Here is a 24,620-nt window from a genome sequence, read left to right on the forward strand (position 1 = left end):
CAGGCCCATCGAAAGCGGGACCTGCGTCGTTGTGACAGAGGTCAATACTGGCAGGATTAGTCGTGTAACTGGCTTCGTGCAGTCTTAGTCATCGTGCACAACTCAGGCTCGAGTGGCGGCCTATGGATTAAGCACCCTATCACGGTCTACCAAGCCTTCCCACGCAGTGATAACCACCAGTGCCAACGCGGCCGCCTCGCGCATGGTGAGGCATTTAGGTTTGGTCGCGAGCAGTCTGGCATCGACCGCGATGTACTCAGCCATGGCGCCTTGAGCCCCGACAATTCCGCCCGCCATACCAAAGACTTCGTCACCAATCGCGAAGCCCTCAACCGCATCGCCTAACTCAACAACTGTGCCAGCCAAATCCAGGCCGAACAACGCAGGCAATGGCTGCTTGGCATGCGCCGGCGCGCCATTTGAAATCTTTATATCCAACGGGTTGAGGCCTGATGCATGAACGCGCACCAATACTTGCCCTCTAGCAGGTGCAGGGCAGGAACCTGAGCACGGTCGGTAGCAGAAGCAGTTCTCTGTGTTGAAAACTGACCGCTTCTGGCCGGTTTCTGCCGGCCACCAAACGGCAGGAGTCGGCCATAAGCTGCCATTCGAATGGTGCCTATTAATCTAGGAGAGAATCACATCCCCCAAAGGTCAAGACGACATTGAGGTAGCGCCACTTTTTAAGTCTGGTCGTCAACTGCTTCAAACGCGCGCTTTTTCTTGACGACTCTGATTTAAATCAACCACACGCAGCCGGTTCCCGCCGAAATTGACCGCCACGGTTCTCGTCACCGCATTTGCGGTGAGCGCACGACCGCTCGTCTTGTGGAGACTTCCCCATGGCTACCGAGCTGCAAATTCCGCAACCAGTTCCTCCTATCGCCTCGGGCCAGTCAATGGCTGAGGGGCTACGAAAGCTTGAGCCCAAACGGCTGTCGTTAAGCCTGTTGATAGCATTGGTGGTGGGTTCGATGATCGGCAGCGGAATTTTTAGCCTGCCGCAGAACATGGCGGCCAGCGCGGGCGCCGGGGCTATTCTGATCGGTTGGCTGATCACCGGCGTTGGCATGTTGTCCCTGGCCTTGGTTTACCAGATGTTATCCAACCGCCAACCTACGATGGATAACGGTGTGTTTGCCTACGCTCGAGAATTGGGTGGTGAATTTCTCGGGTTCAATTCTGCTTGGGGCTATTGGATCAGTGCCTGGATCGGCAACGTCAGCTACCTGGTGATTTTGTTTGCTGCGTTGAGTTACTTTTTCCCACTGTTCGGTGAAGGCAACAATAAAGCAGCCATTGTGGGTGCATCCGTGGTGCTTTGGGGGCTGCACTGGATGATCCTCAGGGGCATGCGTACGGCAGCGCGGGCCAATGCGTTGACGACCGTAGCCAAGATCGTACCGTTGTTGCTCTTCATCGGCCTGGTGATGGCAGCGTTTCAGCATGAGACCTTCAATCTGGATTTTTGGGGTGCCCCATCACTGGGCAGTACCCTGGATCAGGTCAAAAGCACCATGCTGGTGACGGTTTGGGTATTTATTGGTATTGAAGGCGCCAATGTTTTCTCTGCCCGTGCGGCGCAACGCCGCAACGTTGGCCGTGCCACGGTGATTGGCTTCGTTATCACGCTGTTGCTGCTGATTGCCGTGTCATTGCTGTCGCTGGGCATTCTCAAACAACCGGAACTGGCGGGCTTGAAAAACCCTTCCATGGCCGGTGTGCTTCAAGCGGCAGCCGGGCCGTGGGGTGCAGTTTTGATCAGCGTCGGACTGATCATTTCAGTGGGAGGCGCTCTGCTCGCGTGGACGCTTTTGGCGGCTGAGTCGGTATTCACGCCAGCAAAGGAAAAGGTCATGCCACGTGTATTGGCCGTAGAGAACACCCATGGCGTGCCAGCCAATGCCCTCTGGGTCACCAACGGGTGCATTCAACTGTTCCTGTTATTGACGCTGTATTCGAGCGCCAGTTACCTCGCCCTGATTTCCCTGGCCACCTCCATGATCCTGCTGCCATACCTGTTCAGCGGTCTCTATGCATTGAAGCTGACCTGGCAAGGCCAGACGTACACAGGCCATCGCCGCCTGCAACTGCGTGACATAGCCATCGCCTCCGTCGCCACCCTGTATTGTCTGTGGTTGTTATACGCCGCAGGGCCCAAATACATGCTGCTCAGTGCATTGCTCTATGCCCCTGGCACCTTGATTTACCTGATGACGCTACGTACTCGCCAGGGGCGGCGATTCAGCGGCCCTGAAATAGCATTGTTGGCCATTATCTGGGGCTCGGCAGCGGTCGCGGGCTGGATGCTGTGGTCAGGAACACTGACGTTATAGCCACCCTGTTTTTTCCGGGGAGGGCTGATACCAAGCGTTTCTCAGCCGTCCCTCTACTCAAGAGGAGTCGCAAAAAAAATGAGCAGTCCAGTGAAAAAAATGCCCGTACCTACCGACGTTAAAACCACACACCCATCGCTCGCCACCGAGCTTTGGCGTCCAATAGAGAAGTTGCGGCAGCAGGTCGACCACCTGTTTGAAGAGTTCAATCGCGGCTCGGTGCTTTCCCCTTTCGGACGCGGGCTGTTTGACACTGAGCCACTTTGGCGTCGCGAGCTGATTGGGCACAACCTGCCTGCGGTGGACATCAGTGAGAAGGAGAAAAGCTATGAAATCACGGCTGAGTTGCCCGGTCTGGATCAGAAAAACATCCAGATCACGTTGTCCAACGGCAGTTTGATCATCAGAGGAGAAAAGAAAGAGGACAAGGAAGTAAAACGTAAGAGCTACCACCTGAGTGAAAGGCATTACGGTGCGTTCGAGCGAGTGTTTAGCCTGCCCAAAAGCGTCGATGCAGAGAAAATTGACGCAAGTTTCAGCAAGGGCGTGCTGCGAATCTCACTGCCGAAGAAGCCCGACGCCATGAAAACGGATAAGGTCGTGCCCATCAAAGGCGAATAAACGCTTTGCGATATGCCCCTTAGTATTTTTTGGCAAGGGGTATTTTTTATCCACGCTCAGGCTAACGGTCGGACCACCAACAGGCTGCACGGCGGGTGATTGAGTACGTGCTCGGCTGTGCTGCCGATGTCGCAGCCACGAGCATGGCTGGCGCCTAGCACCACGATATCGAATTCATTCTGCTGGGCGAACCGCTCAATGACCGCGTGGGGGATACCCGTCAGCAGGTGCTGGCGGTGTTCGTCAATCCCGTAGCGTGACGCAAGCACCTCGAACGCCTCCTCCTGCGCGTCATTGACCGCGTCCCTAAGGCTGTCGCTCAGACTCAGCGTGGACACACTCGTCGATATGTCTCCCACAACCGACCAATTGCTGATACTGAGCAGGTGCAACCTGGCACCGCAGGAGGCTGCCAGTGTCGACGCCAGGTCAAGCACTTGCTCATTGACACCTTGAATTAACTCCTCAAGGTGGGACAGATCGATGGCAACGAGTATTTTCACAGGGTTTGGGTGCCTGGCTTCGGTCACCAGATGAAAGTGCGCCTCACAATCGCGCAGTAACCGCCAGTCCAGTGGCTGGTGAAAAGCCCGCTCAAGTGCAGACACGTGGTGCATATCCTTAACCACGAGATCTGGGTGGAAGTCATTCACATAATCGAGTACGTGGCCTGGGCTTGCCTTAGCCCAGACGACTTCACTGGTTACCTGGCACCCCGCAAGGCGCGCCTGCTGCTCCAGCCAATGCCGATGCACTTGCAAATAGCCCTCTCGAGCACGCGTCATGGCTTCATGGTCGAACACGCCTGCTACCGCCAATGCCTGGACGTAATCGAACGCAACCATGTGTAACGACGCTCCGGTGGCGCGGGCCAGCGCCTGCGCGCGGTCGAATGCCGGAGTACGGGTCATTTCGGTCGGTACGATCAATAAAATACGTTTAAGTTTCTGCATCACCGCGATCTCCTGACAACAGCTTCGTGCCTGACTGCAACCCCGACATCCTGGTCGGACTTCATACAGCGCTGTGACTGCAGTATCGGATTCGGCCCACGGCAGGCTCTGATCTTTATCAAGTAAATAACGGGCAGCCAGCAGGGCGCCAGCACTCGCTGCCGGTTCAGATGCGCGAATCAATTTGGGGAGCACGGAGCAGCAGGCCTATTCGTTCGAATAGCTTTCTTCTCCACTCGTCACCTTTAACCTGAAAAGGGTAATTAAAGTGCGGCCCCACACGCTTCCCCCCTATGCTCAGGAGATACCTTGCGGAGCGAGTCCCGATGACTGAAACCCGTCCGTTACACGTCCAGAGCCTCAAATCAGCCTGCTCACAGTGCAGTGTCCTGGAGCTTTGTCTGCCAATAGGTCTTTCTGGCGATGAAGTGGAACGCTTGGACAAACTTATCGTCCAGCGCTTCAAGGTCAAAAAAGGTGCAGCGTTGTACCGCACCGGCGACCCCTTGCGCTCGCTTTACGCCGTGCGAATTGGTTCATTCAAGACCAGCATGGTGTCAGTCGACGGTCGTGAGCAGGTCACCGGTTTTCAGATTCCTGGCGAGATGCTGGGTCTGGACGCTATCAGTGCCGACATACATGCATGCAGTGCGTTTGCCCTGGAAGACAGCGAAGTGTGCCCCATCCACTTTGCGCAACTGGAAAAACTCTCGCAGAGCCTGCCGTCGCTGCAACACAATCTCAACCGCCTGTTAAGCCGGGAAATCGTGCGTGACCAGACAATGCTGATGCTCATGGGGAACATGAACTCGGACGAGCGCCTGGCGGCCTTCCTGCTCAACCTTTCACAACGTTTGAGCATTCGTGGTTATTCCCCCAAGCACTTTGTTCTGAAAATGCGCCGAGAGGAAATCGGTTCCTACTTAGGACTGCGCTTGGAGACCATCTGCCGGGGTATTGCACACCTGCGAGACCTGAACCTGGTGGAGATTGCCGGCCGGAACGTCGAGATTCAGGACATAGAGGGCCTTAAACAACTGGTATCAGGCTGCAATCGTCCGACCGTCCTCTAACACCGCAAACTTGGAGCCCCGTTGCGTGCGCCCGGCTGTAATCACGACGGCGGTTTGACTGAGTTCCTCACGATTGAGCACCGGCCTCACGGGTATCTGATCCAGATCAGAATCAGGCCGCCCCATCGACGTAGAAAGGAATGACCCGCGCGGTAGCCACGGCGCGCCGATCTGAACTGGATGGAGGATGTCTTATGCAAACTGTCAAAGAGCACAATGAACGCGCCGTCGATGTCTACGCCAAAGTAGCCGGCCAACACTGGATCGAATCACTTAAAGACGGCCGCCACGTGCTAATACGGCCACTCACGGATAAAGACCGTGATCTCGAGTATGCGTTTATCAAGCGCCTGTCTCCTGAGTCGCGGCATATGCGATTTTTGGCTCAGATTAATGAGCCGAGCAAAGCGATGCTGGATCAGTTGATGGACACTGATAACGCTCAGCGCATGGCCTACATCGCATTGACTCACGACAACGGCAAACTTACCGAGATCGGTATCAGTCGGTATGCCGCCACCGGAGAGCATGTATGTGAATGCGCCGTCACCGTTGCAGATGAGTGGAAGCATCTGGGGTTGGGCTCGCATCTGATGACGCATTTGATCAACGCGGCGCGTCGGAACGCTTTCACCCAGATGTACTCGATGGACGCGGCAAGTAATACGCCGATGCGTGACCTGGCAAGAACCTTGGGGTTCGAGACGTCTAGCGACCCCGACAACTCATCTCAGGTTATTCATCGTCTTCATCTGTAAAAATTTGCCCCGGGATGTTTAGGTCAACGCTACATCGCGGGGCTCTCCAAATGATCAGAACAATCCGACCCCGCTTTTCAACCCCGGAATGAAACGATGGCAGCCGCCCCTTGGCTCTAACAAATATGCCGCTCCCCTGGTGCAGGCACGCTGGGAGCAAGACACGCGTTGTTATTTACTTGCGAGTTGATTTTTCGAGTATGCGAATGGCGCGTGCATTCGCGTCGTCGGCAGTCTGTTGGGCCTGGTCAGCGAGCTCAGCTGCTTTTTCAGCCTTGTTATAGGCCTCATCCGCCCGTAGGCGCGCCGTGGCGGCATTGTTCTCCGCCGCCTCCAGCCGTGCATCCAGCTCTTTGGCATGTTGATGACTGCAACCGGCGGTAGTTGCTAGCAACAGTGCGAGCAGTGCAGTGGACAGGTATTTGTTCATGGTTTCCCCTTGGTTGCGGTGGTTACGAAAGCGGTAGAGTGCGAATTCAGTATCGGGTACTAAGCCTTAGGGCCTCTGATCTTCGTCAACAAATGCACAGCCACACGGTACTACTCATTGACGCGACTTCCCGGTTGACTGATAGCCAAAATACTGCCCGGCACCGAATACAGCGCTCGCTCGGTGTTGCTGCCAATCAGTCGATCAAACCCGACCCGGTGAACGGTGCCCATTACCACTACGTCAGCCTGGAACTGCTCGACAAACTCTTGAATGACCGGTACCGGCTGACCCATGACAAAGTGCCGTCGCTGTGGCGGGACCCCGTAACTATCGGCCAAGGAGGTAAACGCCTGATGCAGGGATTGGCGCAGCTCCTCGGCAAAGTCCACGCTGTATCCGCCCATGATCAAGGGCGCGTCGCCATTAAATGCAGGAGACAAGTCATAGGCGTAGAGTAAATGCAGCGGCGCGTCGCATTGCAGGGCTAAGGCATTGGCACTCTTGATAATGGTGTCATTCAAGCCACTGATTTGTGTCGCTGGATCGAAAGGATCAACGGCGGCCACCACTCGATGGGGCAAGCCGTGATGGGCCTGATTCACCAGATGCAGCGCAACTGAGCATTCACGCAGCAGGTGGCAATCGAGGGGGGTGATGAACGCCCGCTTGAGCAAGGGCTCCAACTTGACGTCTTTGATCAGCAAGTCCGGCTTGAGATCGGCGACTGTGTTCAGAATGTCCAGCAGGGGGTGAGTGGTAAACACCAGTTCAACTGTCACCCTTAACCCTTTACCGGCTAAGCGCTGGATTTCTTCGACCATCCAGTTGCGATAGCGGTGCAGATAGCCTTGGTAGGCTGCCTCATCGACATTTTCTTCCCACAAATGAACGATCGGTGCGGGTTCGATAAAGGCTCTTACGTCTAGGGTTGCGTTGCAGGCTTTGGCCAAGGCCACTGCACGAAACAAGGCCGGTGAATGGTAAAGGGTTCGGTCGGCGATCAACAGCAAGCGTTGGTATTGGCTCATGTCACACCTCTTCGAATGCTGGCCGGCTCTGCCGGCTGGGTCGCGTCTCAGTCGCGCGATGGTTTGATCGCCCATACACTGCAAGGCGCCCTATGCAAAAGCTGTTCGGCGGTTGTGCCTAACATTTTACTCAAGCCATGGTGCTGCACCGTCCCCATGACGATCACGTCCGTACCGTGCTTGATAGCGAACTCACAAATACCTGGAACGGGCGCACCTTCGATAAAGTGACGGTTCTGCGGTGTCACATGATGGCGCTCGGCCAACGCAGCAAAAGCCTCACGCTCTGCGCTGCCCAACGCCTCATAGAGACCAGTGGCCAGCGGTAACGCACCAACGCCCATGTCCGTGGCGTACACCGCCATCCAGTCATAGACATGTACCAACTCCAATGTGGCATCACATTGCTCGGCCAGCTTCACGGCTGCGTCGATAATCTGATCGTTGAATACTTGATCCTGCTCTTCACTGCGCAGGACATCGACAATAGCCAGGATCTGGCGGGGTCGAGCATGCAGGTCATTGGTCACTAAATGCACCGGCACTGGACAATCACGCAGCAACTGCCAGTCCAGCGGGGTGAAAAATATCCGTTTCAGCGCAAACTCTTCGTGAGCATCCTTGATGATCAGTGCCAGTGGCAGCTCACTGACAAAGCGCAGGATTTCTTCATAAGGATGCTGTACCCACACCACTTCACTGGAGACCACGACTCCATGTTTGCTCATCAGCTCGGCCTGTTCCGCGAGCCACTGTCGATGAGTTTGCAGATAGCCTTCCCGCGCTACATCGATCTGCTCGGGGGCAAATAGGCCTGCCACCGCCAGCGCCTGTAGATAATCGAAGGCAACTATGTGCAGCGGTAGTTGCATCGCCCTAGCCAGAGCCGTGGCACGGTCAAAGGCCGGAGTGCGGATCATGGCTGGAGGGGCAATTAATAACAAACGCTGAATCTGTGACATGGGGCACCTCGGCACGGGGCCATGTGGATGGGTCTATCTCAAGGTTGAGCGTTACAGGCTTCAGCTGTTTGATATTTGTCAGGTATGCCAGTCGTATTGCTGAACATCGCCCGAATAAAATTGATATTGATCAACAAGTACCTTCTCGCGCGCTCTTAGCCTGAACCAAAGCGTCCTGTGTCTACAGAGAGAATGGGCAATGATCGAAAATGACCAGCAAGTGTTGGTAAGGGCATTGGACGCCGCAACAAACCCGGTGCTAATCACCGAACGCAGTGGATGCATCGTGTGGATCAACAGAGCGTTCTGCCTGATGAGCGGCTATTCCAAGCTTGAGCTGGTGGGCAAGACCCCGCAAATGCTGTCTTCAGGCAGGCAAAGCACTACGTTCTATCGCAATCTGTGGATGACAATCATGGCGGGGCTGACCTGGCAGGGCGAAATAGTCGAGCGGCGTAAGGACGGAGGCACCTGCACGGTCAATCAGATTATAACGCCGGTGTTCGACCAGCACGGTGTGGTGACGCACTTCATCGCCATCCTGCACAACTTCAGTCTCATGGACGAAGAGCGCGCCGCCATGCAACAACTGGCATTCCACGATGCCCTGACAGGGTTGCCCAACCGCTTGCTGTTCCTGAACCTGCTCAACCAGGCAATCAATGTAGCGATCAAATATAAGCAGCCATTGGCGCTGATGTTTATCGATCTGGATCACTTCAAATCCATCAACGACACACTCGGTCACGCTTGCGGAGATAGGCTGTTGGTCGCGGTGGCTGAACGACTGGCCCAGTCGGTGCGCCGCTCCGATGTGGTCGCCCGCCTGAGCGGTGACGAATTCGCGATCCTGATCTCCGGCGTGGATCAAATTGACCAACTTGAGCCTCTGGCAAACAAATTGGTTGCCGCTATCCATCAGCCTTTTATGGTGGAAAGCCATCGGGTCGAAACGGCTATAAGCATCGGTATCAGCCTGTTTTCCGGCGATGGCAGCAGCGTGGATGATTTGCTCGCCCAAGCAGACCGCGCGATGTACCAGGCCAAAAGAAACGGTGGGAACGCTTGCCGTTTCAGCCCTGTGGGCATACCGGCCGAACTCAATGCAGCAAGGTGCCCGCCCACATGGCCAGCGTCAGCAACACCTGCCCCGGAATGACATAGGCGGCAAACCGTTTGCCACCACTGACCCAGGCCATCAGGCACTTGCTCAAGGAGTTGCTGCTTACAGCAACCAGCGCAGGGCCGACGACGGCATCGAACGGCAACAAGTTGGCCTTGGCGAGGGAAGCGATGGACGCTGTCGAGGAATGCGCGTCGGCAAAACCGGTTAAGGTCGCAGTCAACATTATCCCGACCTGACCGAAGTGGCTAAGCATTGCTGATGAAACCAGGGTAATACCGGTCATGGTCAACGTCACAATCAAGGCAAGCTTGAGATCGAAAGCGCCCCCCACCTTGATCGGCTCATTGGCGCCCCCTTTCTGGACGGGAAACATCAGGCACGCGCCATATAACCCCGTGGCAGACAAACCGCAGGCCAATGGCCCCCACATGCTGCTCAACAGTGCGGGATCAACCAGGCCAAAAATCAGCCCGACCTGAATGACGGTGGCCAAGTTGGACAATATCGCCGCAGCACTCAGGGTGCGGACATTGCCCGGTTCTGTAACGACGCGATGCCCCATAGAGGCGATCGTCACGGTACTGGAGGCGAATCCGGAGGCGATCGCACTGATGGCGTAGCCGTAGCGAGTTCCCAGGGTACGCACAGCGATATGCCCCATGGCCCCCACCAGCATCAACAAAACGGTCAGACTGCAGAGGGTGCGCAAATTGAGGGCTGCATAAGGGCCGATGTAACGATCCGGCAGCAATGGCAACACCACCAGCGCTGTAATCAGCAAGACGAGCCCATCGCGCATTTCAGGCTCGGTCAACTGGCTTTTGGCGAAATGATGCAGTGTCTCCCGATACGTCAGTAACCCCGCAGCCACCACCCCAATAGCGACTGCCAATTCGGGAGCGGTACTGCACAGCGCGCCCAGGATCAGCACGGTGAGCAAAGCCACTTCGCTGGTCACGCCGGGATCGTCACTCAGACTCCTCCAATAGGCGACAGTCACCAGCGCCGTTAGACCGAGCGCGACCATCCCGACCAGAAAAGCATCCCCCACCTGCATCGCCACATATCCCAGCAGCGCGGTGATCGCGAATGTTCGCAACCCGGCCGAATCGCGGGAATCTCCCGTCCCTTTGTGACGTTCACGCTCAAGACCGACAAGCATGCCGATCCCCAGCGCCGCCGCCGCACCTGCCATGCCAAAGGTTTCGTTCATCGTGGCTCCCAGCAAGTAGCGGCTTGCGCCTGCGATTATTTGTCACTTGAACGCAGCAGCCACCTGCCGTGGCGCAAGAGTGCGTTCAAAAATCTCTCGCGGCCCCGCATGCGGCCACACATGTGGCGCTGCAATTCGCACGTTAAGCTGGGCAACGAACGCGTTCGCCTGTTCCAGACTGTTGAAGTTCACGGCCAGGTCATCCAAATGCACGACCCAGCAAGGGAGTGTTCGTGCTTTCGTGATCTCAATGTTCATGAACACCTCCAAAAGACGGTGGACAACACAGGTACTTAAGGCGTTATCGCCACTTTCATCACGCCATCACGCTGATTGGCAAACAGGTCATAGGCCGCCTCGATGTCATCAAGCTTGAAATGGTGAGTCACCAGCGGCGACAAATCGACGGCAGCGCTTTGCACCACAGCCATCAAACGGCGCATCCGCTCTTTGCCGCCGGGGCATAGCGTCGTAACGATGCTGTAATCACCGAGTCCGGCGGCAAAGGCATCGAGCGGGATGCGCAGGTCGCTGGAATAGACCCCTAGACTGGATAACCGGCCGCCGGGGCGCAGCACGCGCAATGCCGACTCAAAGGTACCTTGGGTGCCTAGAGCCTCGATCGAAACATCGACTCCCCGACCATCGGTCAGGGCCATGATCTGCTCGACCACATTTGCGTCCTTGAAATTGACCACGTGGGTCGCGCCCAACTGGCGGGCGACGCTCATGCGCTGCGCCACGGCATCGACGCCGATGATGGTGGTGGCCCCCTTAAGGCGAGCCCCGGCCACGGCGCACAGACCAATCGGCCCGAGGGCAAATACGGCGACTGTGTCACCGATATTGATCTCACCGCGCTCCGCGCCAGAGAAACCGGTGGACATGATATCCGGGCACATCAGCACCTGTTCATCACTTAAACTGTCGGGGATTGGGCACAAATTGGCCAGTGCATCTGGCACCAGCACGTATTCGGCTTGGCAACCGTCGATGATATTGCCAAATTTCCAGCCACCAGTGGCTCGGAATCCGTGCCGGGTGTCAGGGCCATCCTGCGAGCCGCAGCCACACAGGCAGGCGTAACTTTGCCCACTTGGGGTAATCGCCCCAGCAATGACGCGTTGCCCTTCGACGAAACCGCGCACCTGCGAGCCCAGCCGTTCGATGATGCCCACCGGTTCGTGACCGATGGTCAAGCCTTTGGCCACCGGATACTCGCCGCGAAGGATATGCACGTCGGTACCGCAGATTGTCGTGGTGGTGATGCGAATCAAAGCATCCAGCGGACCCACTTCGGGGATAGGTTTATCCTCGAGCACAATGCGATTCTTCTCCACGAATATCGCGGCTTTCATGGTGGCCATCATCGGTTCTCCTACGCAGATCGAGTTCGTGAGTGCTGCACTGACCCGAGACTGCGCCGGGGCAACCAACCGCAGATTGATAATGGTCAACAATCAGTAAATCAAAGCTCCTGGCGCACATCTTCTGACCGGCGCTCTCACTTGTCTTTTTGACAAAAATCAAGCCCGTTATCGTAGCCCGCGCCATCCTAGACACAAGGGTCACTGCCCGGACGTTCGACTGGCGAGCGTTTGAGCTAATGCCTACTGGAGATTTGCCATGTCTGCGCAATCACGTTTGATGCTCGTTGTCTCGCCCCTCATGAAAAACAGTCCGGCCTTCGAACGCGCTGCCGCTCTGGCCAAGGCGTCGGACGCGGCCTTGCACATCGTGGCATTCGACTATCTGGAGGGGTTGGCGACTGCTGGCCTGGTCAATGAGCAAGCTCTGGAGCAGATGCGCTTGGGATATGTCGAGCGCCACCACCAATGGCTAGAGGATCAGGCCCGCCCCCTGCGCAAACTCGGCGTGCACGTCACCACTGAAGTGGTGTGGGTGGAAAGCCCCCTGAAAGAGATTCTCATCCACCTCCGGGAACAACCCATGACAGCACTGGTGAAGGCTCTGGAGCACGAGTCAGTCCTGTCACGCCTGATGTTCACGCCGTTAGATATTCATCTGCTACGCGAATGCCCGGTGCCGCTGCACTTTGTCAGTCATATGCACAACGCCCTTCCACGGAGAATCGTTGCTGCGGTCGATCCTTTCCATCGCAATGACCACTACGAAGGCCTTAACGACAGGATTTTGCACGAAGCGGCAAAATTGGCGAGCCACTGTAATGCTGAACTCGACGTTATTTACGCCCACGACCTGTCCTCGATCAGCGCCGCCGAGTTCGGTTTCAATAATGCCTCCGCGTTCTTCTCTTCAAGCGCAGCCAAGGCACTGTTCGATGCACAAGGCGATGCTTTCCGTGAGCTGGCCAAGCGCAATAACATCCCAGCGGAAAACCAGCACATGATTATGGGTAACCCGGCCAAGGTGCTTTCCAGCTATGCGGATGCTTATGACATTGACGTCATTGTCATGGGACGCGTAGTCCATCGTGGGATCGGCCAGTTGATCGGTAGCACCGTGGAACACCTGTTATACAAAATGCCTTGCAGTGTTTGGGTGATTTCGCCGGAAGATGTCGCCGACTGAAAATGAGTTGTTTCTCGGAATGTAGCCAGATCAGAGTGACCGCTTTTGGCCGAATCCGACAACGGTGCCGCGCGACTGATCCACCCTAGTCCTCCACCCACGTGGAGGACACCACCATGAACACCATTGCTATATATCGGCATCAGCCATGGAATAAGGGGAAGCTTGTTGGGCAGAAAGCTCCGCTCCGAGTCAGGGATATCTGGGCCATCCGAGTAAGGCTCCAGCTTGCTGAGAAGACGAGGGATTTGGCGCTGTTCAATTTGGCTATCGACAGCAAGCTGCGTGCCTGTGACTTAACCAAGCTGTGAGTACGAGACATAGGTCACGGGCTATCGTGATGCAGCAGAAAACCCATCATCCTGTGCAATTTGAAATTACTGAGCAAACCCGAACGGTTCTGGAGGCCTGGATGCATCAGGCGTGCCTCCGCAGCGAGGACTTCCTATTTACGAGTCGACTGCACGGATCAGACCATCTATCCACCAGGCAATATGCTCGGATCGTCAAAGCTTGGGTGACGGCTATTGGCCTTGACCCAACCATGTACGGTACTCACACGTTGAGGCGAACCAAGGCAACGCTGATCTATCGCAGGACGAAAAATCTGAGAGCTATCCAGCTCTTGCTTGGTCATACGAAGCTTGAAAGCACCGTCAGATACCTGGGAATCGAAGTCGATGATGCTTTGGAAATGGCAGAACAGACCGAGGTGTGACCACCACCGCGACGGTTGATTCTAGAATGTCGCTATCCGGCCAAAACCAGACACTTCATCGCGGAGCATTAAGTTTCAACTGAGCCACTGCCCAATTAGGGATGCGACGTTTACAGCGAATTCGGCTGCTGCATGAGTTAACGTTCATGCTCGCACTTTTTCGAGAACTCGCTGGATACCGCCCCTATGAGAGACCTGCCGCCCACCGCGACCCTGCGCGCATTTGAAGTTGCTACCCGCCACCCTACATTTACTGCAGCCGCACAGGAGCTACATGTTACACAAAGCGCGGTCAGTCACCAGCTCAAGCATCTGGAGGCGCTTTGGGGAGTGCAGTTGTTTGAGCGTGGCAAGGCGTTACGACTCACGGCAGCGGGGGCCACGCTGGCACCCATCGTGCGGGAATTTTTCATCAGCCTTGAGGCGACTCTGGGCGATCTGCGCGAGCAAAAAGGCAGGGTTCGACTCAGCGTCAGCACCACCTATTCGTTCGCTCTCAAATGGCTGCTGCCACGCTTGCCGCGTCTCTCTCGTCAGCACCCCGAGCTGCTGGTCTCGTTGGACACCACCGACAAAATCATCCACTTCTCTCACCGCCAGGCTGACGTTGCGATCAGGCTCGGTAAGGGAAGTTACCCAGGGCTGCATTCGGAGTTCCTTTTTGGAGAACAGGTATTTCCTGTGGCCAGCCCCGAACTGCTGGGGCGCGTTGGGACACCGCAGAGCCCCGCAGAGTTGTTGCATTTCCCGCTGCTGAATCGGGACGGTGCCGAGTTGGTACCAAAGTGGGAGGTTTGGTTTCAAGCCGTCGGGCTGGCCTATGTGCCGCTTCACGAAAGCGTCAGATTTGGCGATACCAACATGACGGTGGAGGCGGCCTTGCTCGGCCAAGGCGTTGCATTGGTGCGCAGCGGGCATGTCGAGAACGAAATCAGCGATGGCCGTTTGGTTCGGCTGTTTGATGTGCCGCTTCCATCACCGCTTGCTTACTACTTCGTGTGCCCCAAGGGCATTGAATCGCAGCCGCACATCGCCAGCTTTCGCCAATGGTTAGTCAATGAGGCACTGAAAGTACGACAGATATAACAGAGAGACATGAGCATTCGTTCATGCTGCGATGAGGAGACTTCGCTTTAGCCCCGGCGCCGGATTGCCTAAAGTGGCGCATGCCTATTCATCTCATCTTCCTTGTGCTTTTCGCCGCGCTCCTGCACGCCAGCTGGAACGCGCTGCTGCGTAGCGGCGCTGATCGGCTGTGGTCCATGACGGTGATGTGCATTGCCATCGCCATCACCAGTGTCGTTGCCGCAGCGTTCATGGTGCCCCCCGCGATTGAAAGCTGGGGCTACGCGGTGCTTTCGGGGGGGCTGCATGTGGGCTACAACCTGTTTCTGGTTCGCAGTTACCGAGTCGGCGACCTGGGGCAGATCTATCCGATTTCACGTGGTTCGTCTCCGGTGCTGATCACCTTGGGGGCAGCCGTTTTTGCCGGAGAAAGCATAACGCCTGGCGAGTTACTCGGCGTTACGCTGGTGTCAGTCGGGATTATTTCGTTGGCCTTCAGAGGGCGCAGTCTGTCGGGCCCCAGCCTGCCCTATGCGCTGGGAACCGGCTGCTTTATCGCGGCCTATAGCGTGGTCGACGGCATCGGCGCCAGGCTCTCTGGTGCGCCGCTTGCCTACACCGTGTGGATGTGTGCCCTGTGGGGTGTTTTGATGTCGCTGGTCTACATCGGTATACGTGACGCCCGCAGCTTATTTTCCGTCCGGCCCGGAACAATGACCGCTGTGGTCGGCGGGCTGGTCTCCTTGCTCGCCTATGGAATGGTCATTTACGCCATGAACGAAGCGCCCTTGGGCGCGGTATCCGCATTGCGCGAAACCAGCGTGCTGTTTGCAGCGTTGATCGGCTATGTGTTCCTCGGTGAGACGCTCACCGCACGCCGGATACTGGCGTGCGTTGTGATCGCCAGCGGTACCCTCATCATCGGCTGATACAGCCAACGGCTCAGGAGCTACGTTCAATGGTTAACGTTTCGCAGGCACCGCTGATTCTAATCACGGGTGGAAGTCGTGGAGTGGGGGCAGCAACGGCCCGACTGGCCGCCGCAAGAGGTTATGACGTCGCGATCAGCTACGTTGCCAACGACGCCGCAGCGCTTGCTGTGGCTGCGGATGCGGAAGCGTTGGGGCGCAGAGCGTTGGCGATGCGGGCTGACAGTGCGGATCCCCAACAAGTGGCTGATTTGTTCGCGGCTATCGATCACTCGTTCGGACGCATCGACGTCCTGGTCAATAACGCTGGGATGCTGGCCCCTCAATCCCGCCTGGAGGATCTCGGCTTCGAGCGGATGCAGCGCATTTTCGCGGTCAATTCCATTGGGCCAATACTCTGCGCCCAGCAGGCGGTAAAGCGGATGTCTTACCGTCACAACGGCCCGGGCGGCGTGGTGATCAATGTGTCTTCGGCGTCGGCGCGCCTTGGCAGCCCCAATGAGTATGTCGATTACGCGGCGTCAAAGGGAGCCTTGGAGACTTTCACCATTGGCCTCGCAAAGGAGGTCGCACGGGAAGGCATACGCGTTAACTGCATTCGCCCCGGACATATCTATACCGAAATGCATGCCAGTGGCGGTGAGCCGGGGCGGGTCGATCGTGTCAAGGACTCGATTCCTATGGGGCGAGGCGGACAGCCTGAGGAGGTGGCACGCGCGATTCTATGGTTGGCGAGCGCGGAGGCATCGTTCGTTACCGGTACATTCCTGGATGTAACGGGCGGTAAATGATTCAGAGGTATGGATCATCGACTCCTCGCGCTCGGTTTCAAGTACCAGCGGGTTGCCCCTTACGACTTAATCCAGGTGTTTTGCCCGTAATGCGCTTGAATACCCGACTGAAAGCGGCCTGGGATGTATAGTCCAAACGCCGCGCCACTTCTTCAATCGGTAGCCTTTCGAGGGTCAGCCACTGGCTTGCAAGCCGCATTCGCAGCTCGGTGACATAGCGCAGCGGGCCCATGCCAATCGTCACTTGGAAGCGGTCCGCGAAGACCGAGCGTGAGGTATTGCAGCGCTCTGCCAATTGCGCAACGGTCCAGTCGCGGCCCGGTTGTTGGTGGAGCGCAAGCAGTGCACCAGCCAAGCGGGGATCGAGTAAGGCAGCGACCAGGCCAGAGGCATTTCCGCAGGCGCACTCCACCCAGCCGCGAACGACCATGGCAGCCACCACGTCGGCCAGGCGCGCGAGGATATACGGTACATATTCTCACCCAGGACGATTTGCATCACGACCCGCATGCGCTTGAGGGTTACGCCTGCGCCGCCTTCGCCGGACACGACGAGTACTGGACGCGAGAAATGCGCGACCATGTCGACGCCTTTGTCGAGGAGGGCGGTATCGGGAAGTAAGGTGCCTTGGCCTCGATGTTCACCTTGGATAAAGCGCTTCATGGGCGATCCCTGCGATGAAATCCTCAGAAATCATAGCAAGGGGTCGCGAAGGCGTTTTTACACACTCTGGGCCATTAGCGGACATTTGGATCCCATTCTTGCGGCTCTGACTCTAGTAGCGAATCTGCTGGAATAGGCGAGAAAAAAGGCGCCAAATTGGCGCCTTATCGTTGCTAAGCAACTTTGATCACTACTTTTCCAAATGCTCCCCTCGCGAGATGCTCGTAAGCTTCACGTACTTTCTCGAACGGATATACCTGGTCGATCACGGGACGAATCTTGTATTCGTTGAGGAACGTATTCATCCGGTCGAACGATGAGCGCGGCGCTACAGCAATACCGCGAATGGTCGTCTGGCGAAAGATAAGTGGCATCAGATTGAGTTCAACGGTCTGCCCTGTGAGAAAACCGATCTGCGCAATACGCCCCGACGCCTTGGTCGCCGCGACCGATTGATTGATGCCGCTGCCTCCGGCCACATCGAGTAGCAGATCCACGCCCTTGCCTTGGGTCAGCTTCAGCACTTCCTCCGCCCAGTTCGGTGTCGTTCTGTAGTTGATGCCCGCCACGGCCCCCAGATCCTTCACGGTTTGCAAATTCTGGTCGCTGCTCGATGTTGCAATTACCTTCGCGCCAAGCGCAGTAGCGATCTGCACGGCGAATATCGACACGCCTCCAGTGCCTTGAACCAATACGGTCTGGCCCGGCTGGATTTGTCCAAAATCCACCAGCGAATACCAAGCCGTGAGCGCGGCAATAGGAAGTGTTGCCGCCTCTTCGTCGCTCATGTTGTCGGGTGCACCCACGGCGCTGTCTTCATGGATGATCATGTATTCGGCCAAACCGCCGGGCAACGGCGAACCGAAGCAGTAATCGGGTTCATTCGGCCCTGGCTCGCCATCCAGCCAGCGTGAGTAAAGATGGGAGTTGACGCGATCACCGACTTTAAAGCGCGTGACGTTTTCACCAATCGCTACCACAGTGCCAGCGGCATCGCTCACGGGGATCAACGGTTTGGGCACCATGTGCGGTTCATAAATGCCGTCGACGATAGCCTTGTCGCGAAAGTTAAGCGAGACAGCACCGACCTTTACCAGCAACTCGCCAGCCTTGGGCTGAGGGGTCGCTACCTCTCCCAATTGCAGGTTGTCGAGTCCGAAATCTTTCAATAACCAAGCTTTCATTGCGAATCTCCAAATACACGCCAATGGCCTCGAACCAGAGTCGGTTCCGCCTTGGGTGTATTTTTCGCTTTTGACTGTGCGTAATAAATGCGTATGAAAAGACATGATTGTTCTATTCTTAGATAACAATCTCTTGATTCAATCGGTTTTGATAGGAACGCGTCATGGAACTGCTTCAATCGATGCGACTTTTCGCCAGGCTTGCCGAACTCGGCAGTTTTACTAAAGCCGCCGAATCGCTGGACATCGGCCGCCCTCAGGTGACTCGGTACATCCAGGAGCTGGAGACGTCATTGGGCGTGCGCCTGTTTCAGCGCACCACGAGAAAGGTGGCCCTTACCGCCGAGGGCGAGAGATTCTATGAGCGGGTACAGGAGATTTTGGCTGATATTTCTGCGGCGACTTCGATGTTCGACCGATCTGGAGCAACACTCACGGGCCGACTCCGCGTCGATATTCCGACCGCTTTCGCGCAAATGGAATTCATCAAAAGCCTAAAAGAATTCACCACCTCCTACCCAGCTATCAACATGGTTCTGGGCGTGACTGACCGGGCCGTCGACCTGATTGGCGAAGGTATCGACTGTGCGTTGCGTAATTGCATGGACTTGACCACCCATTTGCATTCGACTTGACCAGGCGTTTGCATCGGACTTGACCAGTGCACATCGTATCCATGACTGGCTAAGGTCGACCCAAAGCAGTCAACCACTTGGGCCGTCTGAGTGTCATCGAGTGAGGATATTGGCGCAGCAATCTTGGAATGGGATGACGCCTGCCCGCAGTGGGCGAATCTGTGATGCGAGCCTTTGCGGCCGTCAGAAAAAACAAAAGTCCGCTCCTGGCCGAGGCTGTGTAAAAACGTTTTTGAGCGCGACAGGTACTCAAAACCGGACTGAAAATCACGCTCCTACGCGAAATCCACATCTGCTGACGTGCCGATAAATTTCAGATTTAACGTAGACGCGCACACTTCAATTTTGGCGAAGCGTTTTTACACACTCTGGGCCGCTAGCGAACATCTAGGAACGACAGCTTCTGGCCGCTCTGTGCCGGTGACGGCAGGCGAGATTTGGCGAGCACCAGCCATACACACCTCTGGAACCATCTAGAGGGTGATCAACTCGTAACGCGTTTTTTGCACCACAATGACGCCAGAATGCCTATGGCAATCGACACCGTTTGATCTGAATGATCCTAACAGTTATTATTGATTATCTCTTTGATTTATATACAAATTACATCGCTAACATTTTTATGTTTATTGCTGGCAATGCATGCCACCCCGATTGGCAAAAGTGGCCGCTCACCTTCAAAAACATCCGGGGCGATTCAGTGCTGGCTTCGGAAAGGAATCGGGAGCACAGCATCGGGGATCAGAGGATGACTTTGAATGTGGGGGTTATGGAGCGGTTACGGTTGCGCGGTGTTTTTCATCAATCCGCGAAATCGCACTTTCGCGTAGCCAAACTGATGCTTGATTACCCGAAACGGATGCTCAACCTTGGCGCGTACCTGGGCCTTGGTGTATTCGATTTTGCGCCGCAGACGACCGATCAAACTCTTTTTTCCGTTTTTTTTGTAGCTGCTGGGCCGCGCCGCAATCGACCAGATCGTCTTGCGATTTTGATGCTCGGGACGCTTGTCCACGCCGGTGTAACCGGCATCGCCAGACACGTACGACTCCTCGCCATGCAGAAACTGATCGACCTACGTCACATCCGCCACATTGGCCGCAGCGCCCACCACGCTATGCTCTTAACCCGACTTCGGCATCGACACCGATATGCGCTTTCATCCCGAAGAAATATATGCTCCCCTTCTTCGTCTGATGCATTTCGAGGTCGCGTTTGCCGGCTTTATTCCTGGTCGAACTCGGCGCATGAATGATCGTTCGCATCGAACACCGTACTTCGCACAACATCAGGCCACGGTCTCCCGAACAACCGTTGATGACCTGTGGAGTTTCGCCGGCCAGCTCATGTTTTTCCAACAGGCACCGGAAGTTGAGGATCGTAGTTTCATCTGGAATCCGATGCAGGTACAGCCCCGAAAACTGGTGCAGGATCGTGGTCTCGTAGAGGGCTTCTTCCATCGGCGGATCGCTGCAGCCGAACCAGTTCTGCATCAGATGTACCCGCAACACTGCCATCAACGGGTAAGCCGGACGACGGCCGTCGCCTTTTGGATAATGCGGTTCGATCAAGGCAATCAAGCCCTTCCAGCGTACGACCTAATCCATCTCAATTAGGAAACGCTCGCGGCGGGTCTGTTTACGCTTGCCGGCGTACTCGGCATCGGCGAAGGACATCTGTTTCAGATCTGACTCAACTGTCATGTTCGTGTCAGGCGAGTACTTCACCAGATTTGGAAGTCTTCTTCAGAGTTCCCTAAGCCCTCCATAAATCCCACATTCAAAGTCACCACCAGAGCGCGATGCTGTGCTTGTGATTCCTTCCCGGAGCCTTGATGCATCCCGACCCAAAGGTTCAAAAGTCTATCTATAACCCCAAATCAATCGAGTGCTGAAAAACTATCGATGGCCTCGTACCAGTCGAACTGGACATCCAGGTCGTGGTGTTGACCCGGTGCATTTTGTGCTCCTCAAGGCATCTCAATCCAATACTGCTACGAATATCTGCACTTCACTTCCCTACGAAAACGCACCACCACCTGTCACTGACAGTAGGCCGATTATGATTTTCCTAAGGGGCTGTCCGCACTGAAAATGCCTCATCTACTCTAGCCAGGTCGGTGTCGCGTAAGTTGCCCGCGTAGTAGTGCAATTTGGTCCAGGCCATCAGGTAGTCGTACCGCGCCTGCGCCAGGTCGCGGCGGGTGCTGTACAACTGCTGCTCGGCGTTCAACGCGTCGAGGTTGACTCGCTCGCCGCCGAGGATACTTTGCTTGGTCGACACCACCAGCGCTTCGGCGGACGTCAGGGCCTTTTGGTAGGCACGCAGCTTGCTCACGCCCGACAGACAAGCGCTGAACTGACGGCGCAGTTCGATCAGGGTTTCGCGGGTCTTGCCTTCCAGCTCGTACTCGGCCTGCTCCATGCCACGGCTGGCCTGGCGGGTGGACGCCGAAATGCCGCCGCCGGCATACAGCGCCATGCTGACCTCGATGCCGATGGTGTTGGTGTCGTAACGCTGGTTGTAGGTGTTGCCGCTGTCCGACTCTTGTTTGCGCGAGCTGGCGTAGGCGGTGACCTTGGGCAAGTGCCCGGAGCGGTTGCGCTCGACTTCATAGCGGGCGATTTCAACGGCCTGACGCTGGGACGCTAGCGTCGGGTTGTTGCTGATCGCCAGCTCGTGCCAGGTGTCGTAATTGGCCGGGCTCAGGGTAAACGCGGCAAAGCTCTGGTTCAGGGGCGCCAAGTCATTGATGTTGACGCTTTGCACGCCAATCAACGCGCCCAATTCCCGCAAGGACGCATCCTGCTCATCCAGCGCCTGGATCTCTTCGGCGGTGGCCAGTTCATAGCGCGATTCGGCTTCCAGAATATCGGTGCGCGTGCCCTCGCCCTGCTGGAACAGGTGCTGGTTTTGCTGGAATTGCTGCTCGTAGGCCTTCTTTTTGGCGCGGGCGATGTCGATCTGGTCCTGGGCAAACAGCGCCTGGGTGTAATAGCTCAACACCCGCACCAGCAAGGCCTGGCTCTTGTCGCGAAAGCTTTCATCGGCAAACAGCGCCTGCGCCACGCCCTTGCGGTAGTTGGCATAGGCTTCGTAGTCGAACAGCGGCTGTTGCAGGCTGAAGGTCGAGCCGTAGCTGTTGTAGTTACGGTCATCCCGATAGCTGCCACCGCGCCCGTCCGGCAGGTGTGCTTCGGATTTGTTGCGACCCTTGTTGTAGTTGTAAGACAGCCGCGGCAACAGGCCGGCGCGGCCGATGGTGCGGTTTTCCAGGCCGGCGTCGCGTTCCTTGATGGCCCCCAGGAACACCGGATCGTTGCGCAAGGCTTGCTCGTACACATCAAACGGGCCCATGGCCGCCTGGGCACCGCCACACACCAACAGCAGAGCAATGAACACTGACTTCATGCTCATTCCTCAGTCAACGCGGAGCCGGCGCGATCGAGCAGCGGCTTGAACAAATAGTTGAGCAACGAGCGCTCGCCGGTGCGCACGAACATCTCGGCGGGCATGCCCGGCTTGATCACCAGGCCGTGGAGTTTGGCCAGCGCGTCTTCGCTGACCGTGGTGCGCAGCACGTAATACGGCTGACCGGTTTTTTCATCGAGCATCTGATCGGCCAGACCCAGCGGGCTGTCCCACTCAAAACCAGCGCCCCACTGCTGCTCACCGGTGGTTTTCTGGCCATCGTTGTGACGCGACAGGCTGGCACGCCAAGGCTTCTGCGGGGTGTTTTTCACCAGCACCGAACTGCCACCCACGGCATCGCCTGGCACAATCTCTAACTGCGCCTGGTTGGATGGCAAGCGGTTTAGCTGATCAATGGCTTGCTCGATTTCTCGCAGGTTCAACAGCTCGCCGTTTTTGCCAGGAAAGGCCATGGCCAGTTCGCGATCCGACAGTTTGCTATGCTCGGCGCCCTGAAGCGCTTCGAGTTTGCCCTCCACTACCAGCACCTGCAGTTGCCCGTTGGACAGGTCCTGTTGCGGCAAGTAGGCGCGGCTGGTCACCAGACCTCTGTCGATGTAGTTATCGGTAATAACTTTGAGCAGTTGATTGAGTTGCGATGTGCCCAGGCACCCACCGATATAGGGTTCAAGTAAGCGATCACGGTCAGGAAGAGAAAGACTGTCGGTGCCTTTAATTCCGATGTCTTTGATGGGGAAACAACGGGTATCTACTGGCGCCACGGGGGCAACTGGTTTTGCTCCTTTGCCGGGCAAGTCCCTGAGCTCTTCAAGGCGGCGCTGCTGTTCTTCCAACAAACGGTCCTGCCGGTCGCGGATCAGATCCTGATCTCCAGGCGAGGGAACAGGTGCGGCCATGGCAGGAGTAAATAAACCCAGCGAACCCAGCAATACAATGTGAAACGATCTCATCCCGAGGTGAAATGCCGACATGCCGCCTCCATTCATACATGTTTTGCTGAGTTAACCGAAACGCTGCCAATGAATGCACAAGATTGCGGAATAGCTTTACTCACGCTCTTCCCGCTCTATCGACCGAGCCAAGGTTGAGATCCTTGCATTGCGCAAGTGCCTCTCCGCGCTGCGCCACACCCGGACAGCATCATAAAAAGATCGAATTCGCCTGCTTTGTTTTTCTTCAATCACGACGTCAATCAATGACAACGCTCCCCCTATTGCCACGACCACGACCCAATGCCAATGTCCGCCAGTCCATAACGATGCCGCAACAGCCAACACATACAAGATTAATAAAGCACCGGGCCATAACAGCTGAAACTTGGACCAGCGACCTTCGTACTCTTTAATCTCCGAAAGACAAAAACCAACTTCAAATTTAAGCGCCAAAATATCCTCTTCCAACGAAGCACATGACTTCTCACTAACATTAGAGGCCTGTGATTGGCGAACCCGCTTTAGATTGATCATACTGCGATTGCCTGGCGTTATTTAAAAGCGCAGATAGTAGAAGAAAAATACTCTTAAGAATGAAAACTCTAAGCGCTCAGGACAAAAGATAATCGCCAGGCGCTTAGAGGGGAAATCAAACTACCCGATTACTTTTCTACAACTTTTTCCTGCTTTTCCGGCATGGCCGAAGAATGATGATTGAGGATTTTCCACTCTCCCTTCACTTTCTCGTACACAAATGTGTATCTCGCCTGTACTTGACTAGTTTTACCTTCTTTATCAGCTAACGTGAACGTATACACGCCGCTGTCCATGGACACATTTTCACCAAGCTTACGAATTTCTCGAAAGTTGATTTTTCCAATAGGTTTCATTGGCAAAAAATGTTCAAAATATTCCTTAATCTCGGCAGGGCTCGTGCGAACTTTATTAGATACCGTCGGCTGCAGAACGGCGTTCGAGGCGTACAACTCGACTACCTTGTTCGCATCCCCCGTCTGCAATGCGCTGTTCCAGCGGTCGAACAGTCCTGCAATTTCACGATCCTCCACACTCGCCGGAGCTTCGGCAGCTCCCTTATAGACAAAACCCGCCGTCTCAGCGGCGCTGGCTAATGGGCCAACCAACAACAGACTTAGTACAAGCAAGCCAGATTTTAACTTCATAACATTACCCCTAGATCGTCTATTAATTAGAGAC

At 55.9% G+C, this 24,620-nt stretch carries 22 protein-coding genes and 5 pseudogenes; 12 read left to right on the forward strand and 15 right to left on the reverse strand.

Features of this window, described 5'->3' with window-relative positions; translation table 11 throughout:
* Positions 1 to 132: 132 nt before the first annotated feature.
* Positions 133 to 495, reverse strand: a pseudogene (locus tag BFL40_RS11950) (alcohol dehydrogenase catalytic domain-containing protein); the annotation flags it as partial.
* Between the two features lie 404 nt (positions 496 to 899).
* On the opposite strand from BFL40_RS11950, the gene arcD reads away from it, so the two are divergent.
* Positions 900 to 2,336, forward strand: coding sequence for an arginine-ornithine antiporter (arcD, locus tag BFL40_RS11955; RefSeq protein WP_235864774.1), 1,437 nt, complete (start codon positions 900 to 902; stop codon positions 2,334 to 2,336).
* 78 nt (positions 2,337 to 2,414) lie between these two features.
* Positions 2,415 to 2,957, forward strand: a complete 543-nt coding sequence (locus BFL40_RS11960) for an Hsp20/alpha crystallin family protein (protein ID WP_071484181.1) — start codon at positions 2,415 to 2,417, stop codon at positions 2,955 to 2,957.
* A 56-nt stretch (positions 2,958 to 3,013) separates the two neighbouring features.
* On the opposite strand, the gene BFL40_RS11965 is transcribed toward BFL40_RS11960, so the two are convergent.
* Positions 3,014 to 3,910 (reverse strand): universal stress protein, encoded by an 897-nt coding sequence (locus BFL40_RS11965; protein WP_071484182.1) that lies wholly within the window; start codon positions 3,908 to 3,910, stop codon positions 3,014 to 3,016.
* A gap of 326 nt (positions 3,911 to 4,236) precedes the next feature.
* On the opposite strand from BFL40_RS11965, the gene fnr reads away from it, so the two are divergent.
* Together fnr and BFL40_RS11975 are read left to right on the forward strand one after the other, a co-directional pair.
* A complete protein-coding gene (fnr, locus tag BFL40_RS11970) occupies positions 4,237 to 4,983 on the forward strand; it encodes a fumarate/nitrate reduction transcriptional regulator Fnr (RefSeq protein WP_071484183.1) in 747 nt (248 codons plus the stop codon).
* 194 nt (positions 4,984 to 5,177) lie between these two features.
* Entirely contained in the window at positions 5,178 to 5,741 is a 564-nt protein-coding gene (locus BFL40_RS11975; protein ID WP_071484184.1) for a GNAT family N-acetyltransferase, read from the forward strand.
* A gap of 175 nt (positions 5,742 to 5,916) precedes the next feature.
* Here BFL40_RS11975 and BFL40_RS11980 read toward each other — a convergent pair whose 3' ends face one another.
* The 3 genes from BFL40_RS11980 to BFL40_RS11990 all read right to left on the reverse strand — a co-directional run bounded on the left by BFL40_RS11980 (position 5,917) and on the right by BFL40_RS11990 (position 8,164).
* Positions 5,917 to 6,171, reverse strand: coding sequence for an Lpp/OprI family alanine-zipper lipoprotein (locus BFL40_RS11980; RefSeq protein ID WP_071484185.1), 255 nt, complete (start codon positions 6,169 to 6,171; stop codon positions 5,917 to 5,919).
* 110 nt (positions 6,172 to 6,281) lie between these two features.
* A complete protein-coding gene (locus BFL40_RS11985) occupies positions 6,282 to 7,202 on the reverse strand; it encodes a universal stress protein (RefSeq protein WP_071484186.1) in 921 nt (306 codons plus the stop codon).
* A gap of 47 nt (positions 7,203 to 7,249) precedes the next feature.
* Entirely contained in the window at positions 7,250 to 8,164 is a 915-nt protein-coding gene (locus tag BFL40_RS11990) for a universal stress protein (protein WP_071484187.1), read from the reverse strand.
* A 199-nt stretch (positions 8,165 to 8,363) separates the two neighbouring features.
* On the opposite strand from BFL40_RS11990, the gene BFL40_RS11995 reads away from it, so the two are divergent.
* Positions 8,364 to 9,323, forward strand: coding sequence for a diguanylate cyclase domain-containing protein (locus BFL40_RS11995; RefSeq protein WP_071484188.1), 960 nt, complete (start codon positions 8,364 to 8,366; stop codon positions 9,321 to 9,323).
* Here the strand turns inward: BFL40_RS11995 and BFL40_RS12000 are convergent.
* The 3 genes from BFL40_RS12000 to BFL40_RS12010 are packed head-to-tail and all read right to left on the reverse strand — an operon-like array spanning position 9,265 to position 11,870.
* Positions 9,265 to 10,503, reverse strand: coding sequence for an MgtC/SapB family protein (locus BFL40_RS12000; RefSeq protein WP_071484189.1), 1,239 nt, complete (start codon positions 10,501 to 10,503; stop codon positions 9,265 to 9,267). The genes BFL40_RS11995 and BFL40_RS12000 overlap by 59 nt on opposite strands.
* Positions 10,504 to 10,545: 42 nt before the next feature.
* A complete protein-coding gene (locus BFL40_RS12005; RefSeq protein ID WP_071484190.1) occupies positions 10,546 to 10,761 on the reverse strand; it encodes a hypothetical protein in 216 nt (71 codons plus the stop codon).
* Positions 10,762 to 10,796: 35 nt separating this feature from the next.
* Positions 10,797 to 11,870 carry an NAD(P)-dependent alcohol dehydrogenase gene (locus tag BFL40_RS12010; protein ID WP_071484213.1) on the reverse strand — a complete coding sequence of 358 codons (1,074 nt, stop codon included), beginning with the start codon at positions 11,868 to 11,870 and terminating at the stop codon, positions 10,797 to 10,799.
* Between the two features lie 259 nt (positions 11,871 to 12,129).
* Here BFL40_RS12010 and BFL40_RS12015 point away from each other — a divergent pair, with 259 nt between their 5' ends.
* From BFL40_RS12015 to BFL40_RS12035, 5 genes and pseudogenes are all read left to right on the forward strand, one after another.
* Entirely contained in the window at positions 12,130 to 13,056 is a 927-nt protein-coding gene (locus tag BFL40_RS12015; RefSeq protein ID WP_071484191.1) for a universal stress protein, read from the forward strand.
* 116 nt (positions 13,057 to 13,172) lie between these two features.
* A pseudogene (locus BFL40_RS12020) lies at positions 13,173 to 13,774 on the forward strand (tyrosine-type recombinase/integrase).
* Positions 13,775 to 13,960: 186 nt separating this feature from the next.
* Positions 13,961 to 14,860 (forward strand): transcriptional regulator GcvA, encoded by a 900-nt coding sequence (gene gcvA, locus BFL40_RS12025; protein ID WP_071484192.1) that lies wholly within the window; start codon positions 13,961 to 13,963, stop codon positions 14,858 to 14,860.
* A gap of 80 nt (positions 14,861 to 14,940) precedes the next feature.
* Positions 14,941 to 15,768 (forward strand): EamA family transporter, encoded by an 828-nt coding sequence (locus tag BFL40_RS12030; RefSeq protein WP_071484193.1) that lies wholly within the window; start codon positions 14,941 to 14,943, stop codon positions 15,766 to 15,768.
* A 29-nt stretch (positions 15,769 to 15,797) separates the two neighbouring features.
* Positions 15,798 to 16,559, forward strand: coding sequence for an SDR family oxidoreductase (locus tag BFL40_RS12035; RefSeq protein ID WP_071484194.1), 762 nt, complete (start codon positions 15,798 to 15,800; stop codon positions 16,557 to 16,559).
* A 37-nt stretch (positions 16,560 to 16,596) separates the two neighbouring features.
* Here the strand turns inward: BFL40_RS12035 and BFL40_RS32910 are convergent.
* Positions 16,597 to 17,022 (reverse strand): annotated as a pseudogene (locus tag BFL40_RS32910) (helix-turn-helix transcriptional regulator); the annotation flags it as partial.
* A gap of 29 nt (positions 17,023 to 17,051) precedes the next feature.
* Here BFL40_RS32910 and BFL40_RS34455 point away from each other — a divergent pair.
* Positions 17,052 to 17,180 (forward strand): N,N-dimethylformamidase beta subunit family domain-containing protein, encoded by a 129-nt coding sequence (locus BFL40_RS34455; RefSeq protein ID WP_369679253.1) that lies wholly within the window; start codon positions 17,052 to 17,054, stop codon positions 17,178 to 17,180.
* A gap of 215 nt (positions 17,181 to 17,395) precedes the next feature.
* Here BFL40_RS34455 and BFL40_RS12045 read toward each other — a convergent pair whose 3' ends face one another.
* Positions 17,396 to 18,406, reverse strand: a complete 1,011-nt coding sequence (locus BFL40_RS12045; protein ID WP_071484196.1) for a zinc-dependent alcohol dehydrogenase family protein — start codon at positions 18,404 to 18,406, stop codon at positions 17,396 to 17,398.
* Positions 18,407 to 18,570: 164 nt separating this feature from the next.
* On the opposite strand from BFL40_RS12045, the pseudogene BFL40_RS12050 reads away from it, so the two are divergent.
* A pseudogene (locus BFL40_RS12050) lies at positions 18,571 to 19,002 on the forward strand (LysR family transcriptional regulator); the annotation flags it as partial.
* 823 nt (positions 19,003 to 19,825) lie between these two features.
* On the opposite strand, the pseudogene BFL40_RS12055 reads toward BFL40_RS12050, so the two are convergent.
* From BFL40_RS12055 to BFL40_RS12075, 5 genes and pseudogenes are all read right to left on the reverse strand, one after another.
* Positions 19,826 to 20,726, reverse strand: a pseudogene (locus BFL40_RS12055) (IS5 family transposase); the annotation flags it as partial.
* Between the two features lie 385 nt (positions 20,727 to 21,111).
* Positions 21,112 to 22,452, reverse strand: a complete 1,341-nt coding sequence (locus BFL40_RS12060; RefSeq protein WP_071484197.1) for a TolC family outer membrane protein — start codon at positions 22,450 to 22,452, stop codon at positions 21,112 to 21,114.
* 2 nt (positions 22,453 to 22,454) lie between these two features.
* Positions 22,455 to 23,444, reverse strand: a complete 990-nt coding sequence (locus BFL40_RS12065) for a ShlB/FhaC/HecB family hemolysin secretion/activation protein (RefSeq protein ID WP_083374527.1) — start codon at positions 23,442 to 23,444, stop codon at positions 22,455 to 22,457.
* Positions 23,445 to 23,519: 75 nt separating this feature from the next.
* Positions 23,520 to 23,939, reverse strand: coding sequence for a hypothetical protein (locus tag BFL40_RS12070; RefSeq protein WP_071484198.1), 420 nt, complete (start codon positions 23,937 to 23,939; stop codon positions 23,520 to 23,522).
* Between the two features lie 128 nt (positions 23,940 to 24,067).
* Positions 24,068 to 24,586, reverse strand: a complete 519-nt coding sequence (locus tag BFL40_RS12075) for an SgcJ/EcaC family oxidoreductase (protein WP_071484199.1) — start codon at positions 24,584 to 24,586, stop codon at positions 24,068 to 24,070.
* Positions 24,587 to 24,620: the final 34 nt, after the last annotated feature.

Origin of the sequence: Pseudomonas costantinii (assembly GCF_001870435.1) — a bacterium.
GTDB classification, from domain to species: Bacteria; Pseudomonadota; Gammaproteobacteria; order Pseudomonadales; family Pseudomonadaceae; genus Aquipseudomonas; species Aquipseudomonas costantinii.